This window comes from Pseudomonas sp. SJZ074, assembly GCF_007828215.1.
In the GTDB taxonomy this organism is placed as follows: Bacteria; Pseudomonadota; Gammaproteobacteria; order Pseudomonadales; family Pseudomonadaceae; genus Aquipseudomonas.
Genome location: NZ_VIUE01000008.1, coordinates 63,284 through 80,674, shown reverse-complemented (window position 1 = coordinate 80,674; position 17,391 = coordinate 63,284). Strand labels below are relative to the sequence as shown.

Sequence of the window (17,391 nt, the reverse complement as noted above, 5' to 3'; positions counted from 1 at the left end):
GGATCTGAGTGATCGCGGCATTTGCGAATGATGCATGACCCCTGTGGGAGCCTGCTCGCGATGACGGAGTGTCAGCCGACGGTAATGCTGACTAATCCGACGCCATCGCGAGCAAGCTCGGGTCCCACAAGACAAACCCCTGGATAAATCCGGGGTTTGTCGTTTCTGCCGGTCCCGCTATCATTCGCCGCATCTTCCGGGGGGTTAACCGATGCTCAATGGCCTGTGGCTTGGCTTCTTTATCGTGGCGGCCGTCTCGGCGCTGATGCAGTGGCTGGTAGGTGGCAATGCCGGCATCTTCGCGGCGATGGTGGAAAGCATCTTCGCCATGGCCAAGCTGTCGGTGGAGGTGATGGTTCTGCTGTTCGGCACCCTGACCCTGTGGCTGGGATTCCTGCGGATCGCTGAAAGGGCCGGGATCGTCGACTGGCTGGCCAAGGCCCTCGGTCCGCTGTTCCTGCGGTTGATGCCGGAAGTGCCGCCGGGCCATCCAGCCATTGGCCTGATCACCCTCAACTTCGCCGCCAACGGCCTGGGCCTGGACAACGCCGCCACCCCCATCGGCCTGAAGGCCATGCGCGCCCTGCAGGACCTGAACCCCAGCCCGACCATTGCCAGCAATGCGCAGATCCTGTTCCTGGTGCTCAATGCCTCGTCGCTGACGCTGCTGCCGGTGACGATCTTCATGTACCGCGCCCAGCAAGGCGCGCCGGACCCGACCCTGGTGTTCCTGCCGATCCTGCTCGCCACCAGTTGTTCAACCCTGGTGGGGCTGCTGTCAGTGGCTCTCATGCAACGCCTGCGGTTGTGGGATCCGGTAGTGCTGGCTTACCTGATTCCCGGGGCGCTGGCGCTGGGCGGGTTCATGGCGTTGCTGGCCACGCTCTCGGCGACAGCCCTGGCGGGGTTGTCCTCGATCCTCGGCAACCTGACGTTGTTCGGCCTGATCATCCTGTTCCTGGTGGTGGGCGCCCTGCGCAAGGTCAAGGTGTACGAAGCATTCGTCGAAGGCGCTAAGGAAGGGTTCGACGTTGCCAAGGGCCTGCTGCCGTATCTGGTGGCGATGCTGTGTGCGGTCGGCGTGTTACGGGCTTCGGGCGCACTGGATTTCGGTCTGGACGGTATCCGGCACCTGGTGCAGTGGGCCGGCTGGGACACGCGCTTCGTCGACGCCTTGCCGACGGCGATGGTCAAGCCGTTCTCCGGCAGTGCCGCCCGGGCGATGCTGATCGAAACCATGAAGACGTCCGGCGTGGACAGTTTCCCGGCCCTGGTGGCGGCGACCATCCAGGGCAGTACCGAGACCACGTTCTATGTACTGGCGGTGTACTTCGGCGCCGTGGGCATCCAGCGGGCGCGGCACGCGGTGGGCTGTGCGTTGCTGGCGGAGCTGGCCGGCGTGCTGGGGGCCATCGGGGTCTGCTACTGGTTCTTCGGTTAAAGACAGGCCTTGTGGGAGCGGGCCTGCTCCCACAGGTTCAAAGCTTGCCCTGCCTCAGTCCGTTACGCTGAACCGCAGCACCCCGATCATCTGCCCGTTCTCCGTCAGTACCCTTACCTGCCATTTACCCGCCGGCTTGTCCGGGAAGTTCTGCTTGTGGGTCCAGGCGCGGTAGCCTTCCTTGCGTCCGCCATGAATGTCCAGGGCGATACGGTCCACTTCTTTGCCGTTGAACTGCCAGACGTGATAGATCCGCTCGTCGAGCCCGCGCGGCGCATTGATGGCGGTATAGGCATACAGACCATTGCCGCGGATCTGCGCGGCGCTGACTTCCTTGAAGCTGTCACCGGGTGTGCGGTCCTCCAGCTGGGTGCTGATCGCCACTTCGGTCATCCACAGTGTGGCCGGTGGTACCCAGGAGCGCAGCACCCATCCGGCGGCGCCAATGCCCAGGGTGATGCATAGAATCGCCAGGGCGTTGCGCACGGTGCGGATCGGAAAGATCGAGGCCAGGCTCGGGAACGACAGCAGCATGGCGATGCCCAGTGCCAGCTTGAAACTCTGGTCGGTGGTCAGGTGCATGATGATCGGCAGCGCCGTGAGCAGGGCAGCGAACAGCGTCAGCGTGTGCAACGCCAGGAACGCCCAGCGCCGGGGCGCCAGCCATTTGTAATACAGCGGATCGGTGATCGAAATCAGCCCTGAGGCCCCCAGCAACCCGGTGAAAATCAGCTGGCTGCTGTTCCAGGTGGTGGTGATCAGGAAAAACGGCAGGACAAAAAACAGGCTTTCCTGGTGAATCATCTGCGTGGCGTAGCGCAGCAACGGCTGCGGTATTTCCCGCTTGAAGATCCGCGTGAACAGTCGGGTCAGGCTGTTTTCCAGCATCAGCCAGAGCCAGCTCACCAGCATCAGGACGGCGATCCAGGTCGCCAGGCCTTGCTGGCGGTCCACCAGTACGAAACTGCCGGCGCCGGAGATGAAACCGCCGAGCGCGATGACCCCTGGGTAGCGCTTCATCAATTCAAGGATGCGCTGGATGTAATGGGTCAGGGTCTGCATTAGGCGGTTTCACAGTAAGTCGTAGGAAATATCCCCGACAGAGTATCGTTCTGACACCTGTATGGCGAGGCTCGCCACAAGAACCCAGCAGGTCAGGTCTTGAGACGCAGCCTCCACACCACCAATCCCAACAGCAACAACCCCAGCAGACCGCCCACTCCCCAGACCAGTTCATCGTCACTGAGCAGCGGCTTCTCGATGCGCAGGTAGCCCGGGTCCTTGAGCAGTTCGCGCAGGGCCTGGTTGGCCTGTTCCAGGCTCACCGCCTGCAGGCGTACGGCTGGGTTGGCGAAGCGACCGTCTTCGTAGTCGCCCAGGGCGCCCCAGTAGTAATCCGCCAGGGCACTGTTGCCTTGAACCGCCCAGGTCTGGTGGGCAATGGCTGCGCGTTTGAGGCGCATGAAGCTGTCGGGGTCCAGCCCGTCCTTGAGCAATGTTATGCGCAATTCTTCGAGGGCCTGTTCGGCTTGTGGCAGATCTTCGCGGGCCAGGTCTGCGTTCAGGCTGAGGAAGCCGACGCCGCCGAACACCTCCCGCTCCACCCATGGCCCATAGGACAGGCCGCGGGCCAGGCGCAGCTGGCGATAGAGGGCCCAGTCCAGATAGTTCTTGAGCAGGTCGAAGGTCTCGTCGTGTTGCTGTTCCAATACCGGTTCGGGGAACAACCAGTGCAGCTTGGCGCCATCGCCCACCAGGCTGCGGATCAGGTTGCGCTTGGTCACGGCGCTGTAGCGGATCTGTGGCAGTGCCTCGTGGGCGGTGGGCTCGACCGGTTTGAGCTTGCCGTAGGTGCGTTCCAGGTAGGCCGGCAGCAAGCGATCGAGGTCGCCGACCACGATCAGCGTCATGTTGTTCGGTGCATACCAGGCTTTGCGAACCTGTTCGAGGCGGGCGAGGGTGTGCTGCTCGACTTCGGCCCGTTCCGCGCAACGCAAGCCCAGCTCCACCGCCAACTGGTTGCTGGCCTTGTGCCCCAGGTCCTGGCGGTCGAGCCAGCGTTGCAGGTGGGTGTAGTGGCCGCCGTCCTCGCGTTCGACCACCCGTTTCGCTGCCTCCAGGGCCTTTTCATCGATGCGGGTGCGGGTCAGCACCGCCAGCAGCAGGTCGAGGATCTTGCGCTGGTTACTTGCCGGTGCCTCGATGACAAAGGTGGTGTCGGCATTGCTGGTGAACGCGTTCCACTCGCCGCCCAGCGCCTGCATCCGCTCTTCCAAGGCGCCTTCGCCACCTTCATCGATCCCGCTGAACAGCGCATGCTCAAGCAGGTGCGGCAGCTCTTTTTCGGCGCAGCTGAAGTCGTCCAGGCCCACGCCGATCACCAGCCGGATGGCGACGTGACCGCGTTCGCTGCCGGGCTTGAGCAGCAGCTGCATGCCGTTGGGCAGCGTGTAGCCTTCGACCTGGAACCGGTCCAGGGCTACCGCGGGCAGCGAACCGAACAAGAAAAGAGCGAATAACAGACCACGCATAACGGCTTCCTGGCGACTGACAGTCCAACCCTACTGACTGAACAATGTGCCAGATGTTCAAGGCGAGTGGGTGATGTCGGATATTTCATCCGCCGCCAGGGCACCGATTTCGGCGGTTTCCAGCACCACATAGGCGCTGCCGCAGAACAGCGAGTTGAGGCGCCGCATGTCGGCAATCAGTTCCAGGTGCAGGGAACTGGTCTCCAGGCTTTGTACGATCTTGCGCTGCAAGCGGCTGACATGGGCATGGGCCATCCGTCTTTCCTGGGCACGAAAGCGCCGTTTCTCGCGCAGTAACTGACGGGCGCTTTCCCGATCGCCACTGAGGAACACCGACAAGCCCAGCCGCAGGTTGGCGATCAAATGGCTGTGCAGCCCCGCCAGCTCCTCCAGGCCTACGTCGGAAAAGGACAGGCGCTGCGAGGTCTTCTGCTGCTGGACCTTGCGTAGCATGCGTTCGATGAGGTCGCTGCCGAGCTTCAGGTTGATCGCCAGCTCGATGATCTCCGCCCATCGACGACTGTCCTGCTCACTGAGGTCTTCGCGGGGCATCTGGGCCATGTACAACTTGATGGCGCTGCACAGTATCTCGACGTCATCGCTCACGCGCCGCACCTCCTGGGTGAGCGCCGTCTGCTGGCCGCGCAGCACGTCGAGCATGGCTTCGAGCATGTTTTCGATCAGGTCGCCGATGCGCAGTGTCTCCCGGGCCGCATTGGCCAGGGCCAGGCTCGGCGTGACGAGGGCCGTGGGATCCAGGTGTCGGGGCTTGGCGGTGCCGTTGGTTTCCGCGCGCTCCGGCAGCAGCCACGCGCAGAGCCTGGCCATCGGCGCGACGCTGGGCAGCAGCACCAGGCAGCGTACGGAGTTATAGAGCAGGTGAAAGCCGATGACGGTTTCCTGGGGGCTGAAATCCAGGCTGTCCAGCCACCCCACCAGGGGGTCGAGCGCTGGAATGATCAGCAACAATCCGATCAGCTTGTACAACAGGCTCCCCAGTGCCACCTGCCTTCCGGCAGCGTTCTGCATACTGGTGCTGAGGAACGCCAGCACGCCGCTGCCGATGTTGGCGCCGATCACCAGGCCAATGGCTACCGGCAGACTGATCACCGCCGCGCCGGCCAGGGTTGCCGTCAGCAGCACGGCGGCCAGGCTCGAATAGGAGATCATGGCGAACAGCGCTCCCACCAACGCATCGAGCAGGATGTCGCCGGTCAGCGAGGCGAAGATCACCTTCACGCCTTGGGCCTGGGTGATGGGCGCGGCGGCTTCGACGATCAATTGCAGCGCGAGGATGATCAGCCCCAGGCCGATGGAGACACGGCCCATTTGCCCGACGCGGGTCTGTTTGCGCGACAGGAAAAAAATCACCCCGAGGAAAATCAGCAACGGCGACAGCCACGACAAGTCGAGGGTCAGCACCCGGGCCATCAACGCCGTGCCGACGTCGGCGCCGAGCATGGTCGCCAGGGCAGGGGTCAGCGCCATCAACCCCTGGCCGACGAACGAGGTGACCAGCATGGCCGTGGCGTTGCTGCTCTGGACCATGGCGGTGACCATGATGCCGGCGACAAATGCCAGCCAGCGCCGGGACATGTTCTGGCCGATGACGTGGCGCAGGTTGGAGCCATAGACCCGCAGGATGCCGGTACGGACGATATGCGTGCCCCAGATCAGCAGGGCTACGGCAGAGAGTAGATTCAGCAGGGTCAGCATGAGAGGCCCCCTGTTAGCGTCTCAAAGAGACAAGTTGACGATGCCACATCGTTCTTCGTTGTACTTAAGCTGTAGTTGGCGAACGGTTAGGGCGCCAGCATTGCACAGCTAAAGAGTCGTTTGAAACAAAACTGTCACAAAAAAGCCACCGCAAATCCCGGTGGGAGCGGGCTTGCTCGCGAAGGCGGTGGATCAGTTTGCAACTATGTGGCTGATATGACGCATTCGCGAGCAAGCCCGCTCCCACAGGAGTTTTGCGTTGGGGCCACTTTACTGCGGGCATGAAAAAGGGGCTCCCAAGAGCCCCTTCGTTCATTGCTCCGTTCCGTTACTGACCCGGAACGTCCTTGCGCAGTTTCACCGGATCCTGCTGTTTGCGCTTGCGCGCAATCGCGGTGCGCATCTTGATGTTGATCGCCTCCACGGCCAGGGAGAACGCCATGGCGAAGTAGACATAGCCTTTGGGTACATGGACGTCGAACGACTCGGCGATCAGTACGGTACCGACCACCAGCAGGAACGACAGCGCCAGCATCTTCAGCGATGGATGCTTGTCGATGAACTCGCTGATGGTGCCCGAGGCCAGCATCATCACCAGCACGGCCACGATGATCGCCGCCACCATCACTGGCACATGGGAGACCATGCCGACGGCAGTGATGACCGAGTCCAGGGAGAACACGATGTCAATGATCGCGATCTGGATGATGGTGTAGAGGAAGTTGCCACCCTTGCCCGACGGTTGATCGTCGCTTTCGTCGTCGCCTTCCAGCGCGTGGTACATCTCCTGGGAGCTTTTCCACAGCAGGAACAGGCCACCGAAGAACAGGATCAGGTCGCGACCGGAGATGCCCTGGCCGAACACTTCGAACAAATCGGCGGTCAGGCGCATGACCCAGGTGATGGACAGCAGCAACAGGATCCGCGTGATCATGGCCAGGGCCAGACCAAAGATCCGGGTGCGCGCCTGCATGTGCTTGGGCATGCGGCTGACCAGGATCGAGATCATGATGATGTTATCGATGCCCAGGACGATTTCCAGGGCGGTCAGGGTAAAGAAGGCAACCCAGATTTCCGGGTTGGTCAGCCATTCCATGTGAGTTCCTTTGAACGAGTGTTAGGCCGCGCCGCGTTTCGGGATAACCAGAAGCGCGGCGCCGCGGATATTGCTTTTATAGAGTGCTGAACAGCGGAAAGATCCCCATCAGCAAGGCGGCAAACATTATGCACAGGCAAACCAGCACTGCCCACTTCAGGGTGAAACGCTGGTGATCACCGAACTCGATTCCGGCCAGCGCTACCAGCAGGTAAGTGGACGGAACCAGCGGACTCAACAGGTGGACGGGCTGGCCGACGATCGAGGCACGGGCCATTTCCACCGCCGAGATGCCGTAATGGCTGGCGGCTTCGGCGAGAACCGGTAACACCCCGTAATAAAATGCATCGTTAGACATGAAAAATGTGAACGGCATGCTCGCCAGCGCGGTAATCACCGCCAGGTACGGGCCGAGGAAATCCGGGATCACCGCCAGCAAACTCTTGGACATGGCGTCGACCATGCCGGTGCCGGACAGGATGCCGGTGAAGATACCCGCCGCGAAAATCAACCCGACCACCGCCAATACGCTGCCGGCATGCGCCGCGACACGATCTTTCTGCTGTTGCAGGCATGGGTAGTTGACGATCATTGCGATACTGAAGGCCACCATGAACAGCACCGGCAGTGGCAACAGGCCGGCGATCAGGGTGCACATCAGGGCCAGGGTCAGGGCGCCGTTGAACCAGATCAACTTTGGACGGCGGGCGTCGGGGAACTGGGACACGCTGATTTCGCTGTGGTCGATTTCATCGTGGGCCAGGTGCAATTCACCCAGGCGCGCACGCTCGCGTTTGCCGTACATGTAGGCAATCGCCAGGATCGCCACCACACCGAACGCCATTGCAGGAATCATCGGCACGAAGATGTCGGACGGGTCCACATGCAAGGCACTGGCCGCACGAGCTGTCGGGCCGCCCCAGGGGGTCATGTTCATCACGCCACCGGCGAGGATGATCAGGCCGGCCATGATCCGCGGGCTCATGCCGATGCGGCTGTAGAGCGGCAGCATCGCGGCCACGCAGATCATGTAAGTGGTCGCGCCGTCACCATCGAGGGAAACGACGAGCGCCAGAACGGCGGTACCGACCGAAACTTTCAGCGGGTCACCCTTGACCAGCTTGAGGATCTTGCGCACGGCCGGGTCGAACAGGCCGGAGTCGATCATCAGGGCAAAATAGAGGATCGCGAACATCAGCATCACCCCGGTCGGAGCGAGCTTGGTGATGCCTTCGAGCATCATCGGGCCGATCTTCGGCGCAAAGCCGCCGAACAGGGCGAACAGGATCGGGATGATGATCAGGGCGATCAGTGCGGACAGGCGCTTGGTCATGATCAGGAACATGAACGTGATGACCATGGCGAAGCCAAGGAAAGTCAGCATGGGAAATACTCCAGGCGTGGCGCGGCGAGGCTAAGGCGAACCGGGCAGGTCAGCGCAGAACGTGAGACACGGGACGGACGGATGGAGTGGGCGCAGCGGGACGGGTAGCAGCGGACATCAGAATCACCATTGTTGTTGTTAAAAAGGCCAAACGGTCGTGGAAATCCGTTTCTGGCCACCGGTCTTTTGCCGGTAGTGAGGCGATCCTAATCGCGCAAGCTTTCAGCCAGCTTTCGCGAATGGAAAGGTCTGACAGAGGGCAGATATCTATCCTTCACTCAGATACCCGACTCTGAAGGTGTGTTGTCGGTCATTTCCGATCTTGACGTGGGGGCTCGTTGCTCGCTGTATCCACAGGAATCGTAATGGTAGGCTTGCCGCCAACTGCAAGGTTTAAACGGAGCTCCAGCCAATGCTCAACAGTGTTGAATTAGATAATTTCGGTCCGCTGCGGCACATTCGTTGGGGCAAGCTTTCAAACATCAACTTGATCATTGGCGCCAACAGCAGCGGCAAGACATTTTTGCTCAAGTCCCTGTATTGCAGCATGCGGACGCTTGAGGAATATCAGCGCGGAAATGATCAGCGTTCAGCTGCCGAAATATTGGCTGATAAGCTCTATTGGACTTTCCAGGCGGACAAGATTGGCGACTTGGTGACAAAAAATTCCGACGGCCCGCTGTCATCCAGGGTCATGGTTGACTCCAGGGAGTTTCGTTACAGCTTCGGCAGGGATACCACCAAAAATATAGCTTCCCTGGAAAATCATGTTCCCCCGAGGGAGAGCAACTCCATTTTCCTGCCGCCCAAGGAAGTGCTTTCTCTTCAAAGCATCATTTTGAAAAGTCGTGACGTAGATAAGGAATTCGGCTTTGACGACACCTACTACGATTTAGCCCGGGCACTGCGCATCACTCCGACCAAGGGAAAAAATCACGCACACTTTGCAAAAGCCAGAGAAAGTCTGGAGGACATGTTCGATGGCAAGGTTGAATTCGACAGCAAGACCAGCCGCTGGCAGTTCAAGAAGGGCAACCAGAAATTCCCGATAGGCGCGACCGCTGAAGGTGTGAAAAAAATCGCGATCCTGGACACCTTGCTGGGTAATCGTTACCTCTCCAAGGATTCGGTTGTCTTTATCGATGAACCGGAATCGGCTCTGCATCCCGTTGCTATCTCTCGGCTGATCGAGATCATCGTATCGCTCGCAGCCAGCGGTATTCAGTTCTTCATTGCCAGCCATTCGTACTTTGTTGTGAAAGCGTTGTACGTGGCGGCGCAAAAACAGCAGATGCCGGTACCAGTGCTGTCCTTCATCAAGGATCATTGGGTGGCGAATGATCTTTTATCGGGAATGCCTGATAACCCGATCATTGACGAGTCTATCCGGCTTTATGAAGAGGAAGTGGAGTTGGCTCTGGGATGAGTATTTCCTTCGTTGAATCAGGTATGAGCTTTGGCCCCTATGCCGAAGATGAGATTTTTCCGATAGAGAAGAGTCCCCTCTATAAGGATTTAGGCCAGGGGCTGATGATTGCCGAGTTCGTACTCATTCGGCCCGGCGTGAATGGGTCAGAAGAAGTTTGGGTCATTGAAGCCAAGTCAAGCGCACCCAAGAGCTTCGCTAATTACATTGAAGAAATACGGCAAAAACTGACTAATTCCGTCCAGTTGACTTTGGCCTCTTGCTTGAGGCGCCATCAACAAGCGGCCGAGCTGTTGCCTGCTCGCTTCCTGCGTCTGGATCTGGGTGCCTGCACATTCAAGTGCATACTCGTCATTAATGGATTTCGCAAAGATTGGTTGCCGCCTCTTCAAAGCGCTCTGGCCAAGGAAATGAATTCACTGGTTAAAACCATGGGCCTCAAGCCGGGCTCCGTTAGTGTCATCAACGATGACAAAGCGCGTGAGCTGAAGCTGATTCACTGACACTGAGCTACCGGCAATACTCAAAACACCGAAAGATCCAACTGCCGCATCGCTCCCATCCAGATCGCATGGTCGGTGTGGTCTACCAGTTCATCGCCGGTGTTCGGATGGAGAAAGATCACCAGCCCTTTGCGATAGAGCGCCAGCCACGGCAGCACCACGCCGATGTATTGCGGATCGAACGACAGCTGGCAGCTCCAGTCCGGATGGGGGCCGACCGGGCGCTCATGGACACGGCCCATTTCCAGCGGAAACAGGCGCGACGCTTCCTCACACAATGCCCGTGCCTGGTCGATGGTGCTGGCATCGAAGTAAACATGGGCGTGGTAACCCTTGATCCGTTGCATTGTCACTCCTTGCGAACCCTCGCCGTTTCCCGCAGGTCAGAGCCTTATACGCGGTAAAAAAGGGAAAAACAGCCATGAAAAACGCCGAAACCCCGGTGATCAAAATGGTGCTCTATGGTGCCATGAGCAGCCTCGGCAGTGCGTTGATGGCTGAGATGCTGCGACGCCAGCATGAAGTCATTGCCGTTCTCGATGATCTCACGGCCTTGGCGCCGCGTCCGGGCCTGCGGACCAAGACGGGGGACCTCTATGACCCCGAGCGGGTCAAGCAAAGCGTCGCCGGTGCCGATGCGGTGGTGTGTCTGCTGAACGCGCCGGGGCTGCCGATGAACAGCGAGCACGTGGAACGCACGTTGATTCCAGGCCCGGTGGAGCAGGTCCTGGCGGTGGATGCGTTGATCGCCGGCATGCAGGTGGTGAACATTACCCGACTGTTTCTGGTAGGGGATTTCGCCGTACTTGACGAGGAAGAGGGCGACGACGACTTGCAGCATCATGCCGCCGAGGAAATCCTTGATGCTCTGCGCAACAGCACATTGCAATGGACCCTCGTCAACTCGCCTTATGCTGTTGCCGGGTTGAGCATCGAGCATTTCACCCAGGTCAGCACCAGTCTGGAACCGGGTATGGCCGAATCCCTGGAACGGCTCAACCGGGTGGCGGTCGGCATTGCCGATGAGCTGCGCTTGAACCTGCATGTGGGCCAGCATGTGAGTTTCGTAGCCGCTACCTGACGACCACATAACTTTGCGGCAAGAATCTCTATGGTGGCGAGGGGATAAACCTCCTCGCCACAATGGTTTTTCTTTGATTATGAAAGTGCCTTTCCCCGCAAATCTCAAACAGCAATGGACGGCAACGGCAACCCCGTGAGCGACTCACCGCTGTTGGCCTGTTCCTCCATCAGCCAGTCCACAAACTGCCGGATCAATGCCCCGCGCCGTTTACGCTGGGGCAGGACCACGTAATACCCCAGGCGCGACAGCACCGTCTCGGCGATTGGACGACAGAGCAGGCCCTGGGCCAACAAGTTATCCACAAGGTGACGCCAGCCGATGGCAACCCCCTGGCCGCCAATAGCCGCCTGGATCAGCAAGGTGTAGTTGTCGAAACGCAGTTGCCCCGGTGCCGGAGGCGAGGTGATGCCCAGTTCGCGGAAGACGCCATTCCAATCGAACCAGTGGCTGCTGTTGCCGCCACGCAAGTGCAGGAGCGGGAACTCCGACAAGGCCTGGGCGGGCAAGGGCAGGGGACGTTCCTTGAGCAGCAACGGGCTGCACACCGGAAAGACTTCTTCGCTGAACAGCCAGCGACCTTCGCCCTGTTTGAAGCGACCGTCGCCGAACAGCACGGCAACGTCGATATCGGTGCGCAACATGTTGTGGTTGCGCTCGCTGGTCACCAGGCTGACGTCCACTTGCGGGTTGGCGGCGTGAAAACGATGCAGGCGCGGCATCAACCAGTAGGCAGCGAAAGCGAAATCGGTGGCGACCTGCAACACCTCATGCTGGTGTTGCGCAGTGATCGCGCTCACGCCTGCGTCGATGTTCTGCAATCCGGCCTGGACTTGTTCGAAGAGGGTGGTCCCTGCCTCGGTCAGTTCGATGCCGCGGTAAATGCGATCGAACAACCGCGTGCCGAGCTGCTCCTCCAGGCGTTTGATCTGCTGGCTGATGGCCGGTTGCGTGGTGCCCAGCTCAATCGCCGCTGCCGTAAAGCTTCGTTGCCTGGCCGCTGCTTCGAAGGCTCGAAACAGATCCAGGGACAGGTCACCCAAGGCGTCATACATAAGCTGTGCTTATCCTAGTCATTATCTTGCATGGGCTTTACCCCAATAGTTTGGGGGAACATGCTCAATCGCAGCAATTTCGCATAACCGCTCACTATGGAATGCCGCGATTACATGAAGCGCAAGAATATTCTTTTCATCATGGCCGATCAGATGGCCGCGCCAATGTTGCCGATCTACGGTCCTTCGCCGATCAAGCTGCCGAATCTGTCGCGCCTGGCCGACCAGGGCGTGGTGTTCGACGCCGCGTATTGCAACAGCCCGCTGTGTGCGCCGTCGCGCTTTACCCTGGTGAGCGGCCAATTGCCCAGCAAGATCGGCGCCTATGACAACGCCGCGGATTTTCCGGCCGACGTCCCGACGTACGCCCATTACCTGCGGCGCCTCGGCTACCGCACGGCGCTCTCCGGCAAGATGCACTTCTGTGGGCCGGACCAGCTGCACGGCTACGAAGAGCGCCTGACCAGTGACATTTACCCGGCCGACTATGGCTGGGCCGTGAACTGGGATGAGCCGGACGTGCGGCCGAGCTGGTACCACAACATGTCGTCGGTGCTGCAGGCCGGGCCTTGTGTGCGTACCAATCAGTTGGATTTCGATGAGGAAGTGGTGTTCAAGGCTCAGCAGTACCTGTTCGACCACATCCGCGAGGACGGTGACCAACCGTTCTGCCTGACCGTGTCGATGACTCACCCACACGACCCGTACACGATTCCCAAGGCTTTCTGGGATCTGTATGACGACAACGACATCCCGCTGCCGCAAACGCCAGCGCAGACCGAGCTCGACCCTCACTCCCAGCGTCTGTTGAAGGTCTATGATCTGTGGGACAAGCCATTGCCTGTGGATAAGATCCGCGACGCGCGCCGTGCCTATTTTGGCGCGTGCAGCTATATCGATAGCAATGTTGGCAAGCTACTGCAGACCCTTGAGGACACCGGCTTGATGGAGGACACGATCATTGTGTTCTCCGGTGATCATGGCGACATGCTCGGTGAAAAAGGGCTCTGGTACAAAATGCACTGGTTCGAGATGTCCGCACGGGTGCCGCTGCTGGTCAGCGCTCCGGGTCAATTCGCCAGCGGCCGGGTCAGCGCGGCGGTGTCCACCGCCGACTTGTTGCCTACCCTGGTGGAATTGGCCGGCGGCACGCTGGAGCCTGGTTTGCCGCTGGACGGCCGCTCGCTGGTGCCGCATCTGCAAGGGCAGGGCGGGCACGATGAGGTCTTTGGTGAATACATGGCCGAGGGCACCATCAGCCCGTTGATGATGATTCGCCGCGGCCAATGGAAATTCATCTACAGCGAAGATGATCCGTGCCTGCTGTTTGATGTACGTAACGACCCCAAGGAACTGGAAGATCTCAGCCAGTCACCGGAGCATCAGACCCTGTTCGCCGAGTTTCTCCTCGAAGCCAGGGCCAAGTGGGACATTCCGACCATTCATCGACAGGTGCTCGCCAGCCAGCGTCGCCGTCGTTTCGTCGCCCAGGCACTGACCCTGGGCAAACTCAAGAGCTGGGATCACCAGCCGCTGGTGGATGCCAGTCAGCAATACATGCGCAATCACATCGATCTCGACGATCTGGAGCGCAAGGCCCGTTATCCACAACCCTGCCAAAACCAATAACGAACGTAAGGGGAAGCACATGCAAAAGTTATCCACAGTACTGGCCGCTGGGCTGTTGGCGTTGAGCAGTGCCTCGGCGTGGGCCGAGCAGAGCTGCGAGATGGTAAAGATGGCTGACCCGGGTTGGAGCGATATCGCGGCGACCAATGCCATCACCGGTTTCCTGTTGGAAGGCATGGGCTACAAGCCCAAGGTCGACACGCTTGCGGTGCCGATCACGTTCGGCGGCCTCAAGGATGGCCAGGTCGATGTATTCCTGGGCAACTGGATGCCGGCGCAGCAGGGGTTCTATGACAAATTCGTGGCGAACGGGGATGTCACCCAATTGGCCAAGAACCTGGACGGCACCGAGTTCACCCTGGCTGTCCCGGACTACGTCTGGGACGCCGGTGTGCATAACTTTGCCGACTTGAACAAATTCGCCGACAAGTTCGAGAAGAAAATCTACGGCATCGGTTCCGGCGCGCCGGCGAACCTCTCCCTGAAGGAAATCATCAAGACCAATGATTTCGGTATGGGCGACTGGAAACTGGTGGAGTCCAGCGAGCAGGCGATGCTGGCGGAAGTGTCCCGGGCGGTGAAGAAACAGAAATTCGTGACCTTCCTCGGCTGGACCCCGCATCCGATGAACGTGCAACTGAAAATGCACTACCTCAAGGGCGGCGAGAAGTACTTCGGCGATACGGGCAGCGTCTATACCCTGACCCGCAAGGGTTATGCACAGGCCTGTCCGAACGTGGGCAAGTTATTGACCAACCTGAGCTTCACCCAGGAAATGGAAAACAGCATCATGGCCGACGTAGCGAACAAGAAGCTCAGCAATGCCGAGGCGGCCAAGGCCTGGATCAAGGCCAATCCGGCGGTGTTGGACAAGTGGCTGGATGGTGTGAAGACCGTGGATGGCCAGGAGGCGTTGGCGGCGGTGAAGGCCAAGCTCTGATGACCCTGGGTCTCCGCGCACACCCTGGACGGTGGCGCGGAGCACTTTCTGTGGCGAGGGGATCGGTAGGCGTCTTGTCCTGATACCCTGACCGCAAAATCTCATATTGAGGCCCCATGGCAATCCCCACTCGCCATTCACTGTTCCCTTTCCTGAGCTGGCTGCCCCGGCAGACCCGGGCCAGCGTCGGCCGTGATCTGGTCGTGGGTTTGAGCGGCGCGATTCTCGCGTTGCCGCAGTCCATCGCCTATGCCCTGATTGCCGGTCTGCCCCCGGAGTACGGCTTGTACGCCGCCATCGTGCCAGTGCTGATTGCCTGCCTGTGGGGTTCGTCATGGCACCTGATCTGCGGTCCTACGGCAGCGATCTCCATTGTCCTGTACGCCAGCGTCAGTCCCCTGGCTGTGCCCGCGACGCAGGACTACATCACCTTGATCCTGCTGCTGACGGTACTGGCGGGCATTTTCCAATGGTTGTTGGGCCTGTTACGTTTCGGCGCGCTGGTGAACTTCGTCTCGCACTCGGTGGTGCTCGGCTTCACCCTGGGCGCGGCGGTGGTGATCGCACTGGGGCAGTTGCCGAATCTCATGGGGCTCGATCTGCCGAACGAGGCCACGGCCTTGAAGGGCTTGCTGATGTTGCTCAGTCACCTCGGGGCTGTGGATAAACCTTCGTTGCTGTTGGGGCTGGGGACACTGGCCCTGGGGGTTCTACTCAAGCGGCTGCTGCCGCGCTGGCCGAGCCTGTTGATAACCCTGGTCATCAGCAGTCTGGTGGTCTGGTGGTGGCCGGCCATGTTCGGGCATGTGGCGCTGGTCAGCGCCTTTACCGGGCGCCTGCCGCCGTTCACTGCGCTGCCATTGGACCTCGACCTGATCCTGCGCCTGCTTCCCGGCGCCGTTGCGGTGGGCATGCTCGGGCTGGTCACCAGCCTGTCCATTGCCCGCTCGTTATCGGTGCGCTCCGGGCAACTGCTCGATGCCAACCAGGAGGTCAGGGCGCAGGGGCTTTCCAACATCGTGGGCGGATTCTTCTCCGGCTCCCTGTCGGCCGGGTCCTTTACCCGTTCCGGCCTCAGTTACGACGCGGGGGCCTGTTCGCCCCTGGCCGGGGTGTTCTCCGCCTTGTGGGTGGCCTTGTTTGCGGTCGCCGGTGCGAAACTGATCTCGCATATCCCGATTCCGGCGATGGCCGGCAGCATCTTGCTGATCGCCTGGGGGCTGGTGGATCACCGTGGCATCCGGGCGTTGTACCGGGTGAGCCGCTCAGAATTCATGGTGATGGGCCTGACTTGCCTGGCGACCTTGCTGCTGGAGCTGCAAACCGCGATCTACGCGGGGGTGCTGGCGTCGCTGTTTTTCTACCTCAAGCGCACGTCACAGCCGCGGGTGCAGCATGCCCACGAAGGCGAGGCGGAAGTCCTGCGGGTTGGCGGTTCGATCTTCTTCGGCGCCAGCCATTACCTACAAGTGCGCCTGCAACGCTTGCAAGGGCAACGGGTGGTGATCGATGCCCAGCAGATCAACTTCATCGATTATTCCGGAGTGGAAATGCTGCACCAGGAAGCCCGCCGCCTGGGCGCCCAGGGGCGCAGCCTGACGTTGCGCAGGGCCAGGCCGCAGGTAGTGGAGGAGTTGAAGAAGCTTGAAGGGCCGCAGAGATGCCCGATTCACTTCGAGGATTGAAAAGCAGCGCAGAGCTCCTCTGTGGCGAGGGGATTTAGCGAGACGTCGCCACAATAGTCCGCTCCAAACATGGTCAGAGCGCCAGCTGGCGACGCAACTCAGCCAGCACCGGCGCGGTGTCCGGGCGCACGCCGCGCCACAGGTAGAACGCTTCGCCTGCCTGTTCCGCCAGCATCCCCAGGCCATCCATCGCCACCGCGGCGCCCTGCTCGCTGGCCCAGCGGCAGAACGAAGTAGGCTCCTTGCCATACATCATGTCGTAGCACACTGTCTTGCCGGGCTCGATCAGGCTGCCTGCAATCGGCGGTACATCCCCCGACAGGCTCGCGGACGTGGCGTTGATGATCAGGTCCACCGGCTCGCGCAGCCAATCGAAACCACTGGCCGAGACCGGGCCCAGGTCGGCGAACAGCTCGGCCAGCAACTCGGCTTTTTCCACCGTACGGTTGGCGATGATCACCGAAGCCGGTGCCTCGCCCAGCAATGGTTCCAGGGCGCCGCGCACCGCGCCGCCAGCTCCCAGCACCAGGATACGTCTACCCTTGAGGCTGAAGCCGGCATTGACGGTCAGGTCCCGCACCAGCCCGGCACCGTCGGTGTTGTCGCCCAACAGGCTGCCGTCGGCCAGCTTGCTCAAGGTGTTGACCGCCCCGGCCCGCTGCGCCCGTTCGGTCAAGCTGTCAGCCAATCGGAAAGCGTCCTCCTTGAACGGTACGGTGACATTCGCCCCACGTCCCTCGCGGAAAAATTCCCGCGCGCAACCGGCGAAATCATCCAGGGGAGCCAGAAGGGTGCTGTAGTCCAGTGTCTGCCCGGTCTGTTCGGCAAACAGACGATGGATCAACGGCGACTTGCTGTGGCCGATGGGGTTGCCCATTACAACGTAGCGGTCCATGGTCATAGG

15 protein-coding genes are annotated in these 17,391 nt (G+C 60.4%); 7 read left to right on the top strand and 8 right to left on the bottom strand.

Annotated features, from left to right (window positions below):
* Positions 1-211: 211 nt before the first annotated feature.
* Positions 212-1,441 carry a nucleoside recognition domain-containing protein gene (locus FBX99_RS11800; RefSeq protein ID WP_144931025.1) on the top strand — a complete coding sequence of 410 codons (1,230 nt, stop codon included), beginning with the start codon at positions 212-214 and terminating at the stop codon, positions 1,439-1,441.
* Positions 1,442-1,495: 54 nt separating this feature from the next.
* Here FBX99_RS11800 and FBX99_RS11795 read toward each other — a convergent pair whose 3' ends face one another.
* From FBX99_RS11795 to FBX99_RS11775, 5 genes are all read right to left on the bottom strand, one after another.
* Complete coding sequence (locus tag FBX99_RS11795; RefSeq protein ID WP_144931027.1) at positions 1,496-2,503, bottom strand: DUF5924 family protein; 1,008 nt, start codon at positions 2,501-2,503, stop codon at positions 1,496-1,498.
* A 92-nt stretch (positions 2,504-2,595) separates the two neighbouring features.
* Positions 2,596-3,972: a pitrilysin family protein gene (locus tag FBX99_RS11790; protein WP_144931029.1), complete on the bottom strand. Its 1,377-nt coding sequence runs from the start codon at positions 3,970-3,972 to the stop codon at positions 2,596-2,598.
* A gap of 57 nt (positions 3,973-4,029) precedes the next feature.
* On the bottom strand, positions 4,030-5,688 hold the full coding sequence (locus tag FBX99_RS11785) for a Na/Pi cotransporter family protein (RefSeq protein ID WP_144931031.1): 1,659 nt from the start codon (positions 5,686-5,688) through the stop codon (positions 4,030-4,032).
* A 328-nt stretch (positions 5,689-6,016) separates the two neighbouring features.
* The gene (locus tag FBX99_RS11780; protein ID WP_024778426.1) at positions 6,017-6,784 is read right to left on the bottom strand and encodes a TerC family protein; all 768 of its coding nucleotides are present in this window, start codon (positions 6,782-6,784) and stop codon (positions 6,017-6,019) included.
* A 76-nt stretch (positions 6,785-6,860) separates the two neighbouring features.
* Positions 6,861-8,168 (bottom strand): CitMHS family transporter, encoded by a 1,308-nt coding sequence (locus tag FBX99_RS11775; RefSeq protein WP_144931033.1) that lies wholly within the window; start codon positions 8,166-8,168, stop codon positions 6,861-6,863.
* Between the two features lie 412 nt (positions 8,169-8,580).
* Here FBX99_RS11775 and FBX99_RS11770 point away from each other — a divergent pair, with 412 nt between their 5' ends.
* Complete coding sequence (locus tag FBX99_RS11770) at positions 8,581-9,594, top strand: AAA family ATPase (RefSeq protein ID WP_144931035.1); 1,014 nt, start codon at positions 8,581-8,583, stop codon at positions 9,592-9,594.
* Positions 9,591-10,097 (top strand): hypothetical protein, encoded by a 507-nt coding sequence (locus FBX99_RS11765; RefSeq protein ID WP_144931036.1) that lies wholly within the window; start codon positions 9,591-9,593, stop codon positions 10,095-10,097. The genes FBX99_RS11770 and FBX99_RS11765 overlap by 4 nt, the downstream gene beginning before the upstream one ends.
* A 20-nt stretch (positions 10,098-10,117) precedes the next feature.
* Here FBX99_RS11765 and FBX99_RS11760 read toward each other — a convergent pair whose 3' ends face one another.
* Complete coding sequence (locus FBX99_RS11760) at positions 10,118-10,444, bottom strand: DOPA 4,5-dioxygenase family protein (protein ID WP_145131675.1); 327 nt, start codon at positions 10,442-10,444, stop codon at positions 10,118-10,120.
* 74 nt (positions 10,445-10,518) lie between these two features.
* Between FBX99_RS11760 and FBX99_RS11755 the strand changes: the two genes are divergently transcribed.
* Positions 10,519-11,178, top strand: a complete 660-nt coding sequence (locus FBX99_RS11755; protein ID WP_145131673.1) for an NAD(P)-dependent oxidoreductase — start codon at positions 10,519-10,521, stop codon at positions 11,176-11,178.
* A gap of 104 nt (positions 11,179-11,282) precedes the next feature.
* On the opposite strand, the gene FBX99_RS11750 is transcribed toward FBX99_RS11755, so the two are convergent.
* Positions 11,283-12,233 carry a LysR family transcriptional regulator gene (locus tag FBX99_RS11750; protein ID WP_144931041.1) on the bottom strand — a complete coding sequence of 317 codons (951 nt, stop codon included), beginning with the start codon at positions 12,231-12,233 and terminating at the stop codon, positions 11,283-11,285.
* Between the two features lie 114 nt (positions 12,234-12,347).
* Here FBX99_RS11750 and betC point away from each other — a divergent pair, with 114 nt between their 5' ends.
* The 3 genes from betC (at position 12,348) to FBX99_RS11735 (ending at position 16,487) form a co-directional block, all read left to right on the top strand.
* Entirely contained in the window at positions 12,348-13,862 is a 1,515-nt protein-coding gene (betC, locus tag FBX99_RS11745) for a choline-sulfatase (protein ID WP_144931043.1), read from the top strand.
* A gap of 19 nt (positions 13,863-13,881) precedes the next feature.
* A complete protein-coding gene (gene choX, locus FBX99_RS11740; protein WP_145131671.1) occupies positions 13,882-14,802 on the top strand; it encodes a choline ABC transporter substrate-binding protein in 921 nt (306 codons plus the stop codon).
* A 116-nt stretch (positions 14,803-14,918) separates the two neighbouring features.
* Entirely contained in the window at positions 14,919-16,487 is a 1,569-nt protein-coding gene (locus FBX99_RS11735) for a SulP family inorganic anion transporter (protein WP_144931046.1), read from the top strand.
* A gap of 73 nt (positions 16,488-16,560) precedes the next feature.
* Here FBX99_RS11735 and aroE read toward each other — a convergent pair whose 3' ends face one another.
* The gene (gene aroE, locus FBX99_RS11730) at positions 16,561-17,382 is read right to left on the bottom strand and encodes a shikimate dehydrogenase (RefSeq protein ID WP_144931047.1); all 822 of its coding nucleotides are present in this window, start codon (positions 17,380-17,382) and stop codon (positions 16,561-16,563) included.
* Positions 17,383-17,391: the final 9 nt, after the last annotated feature.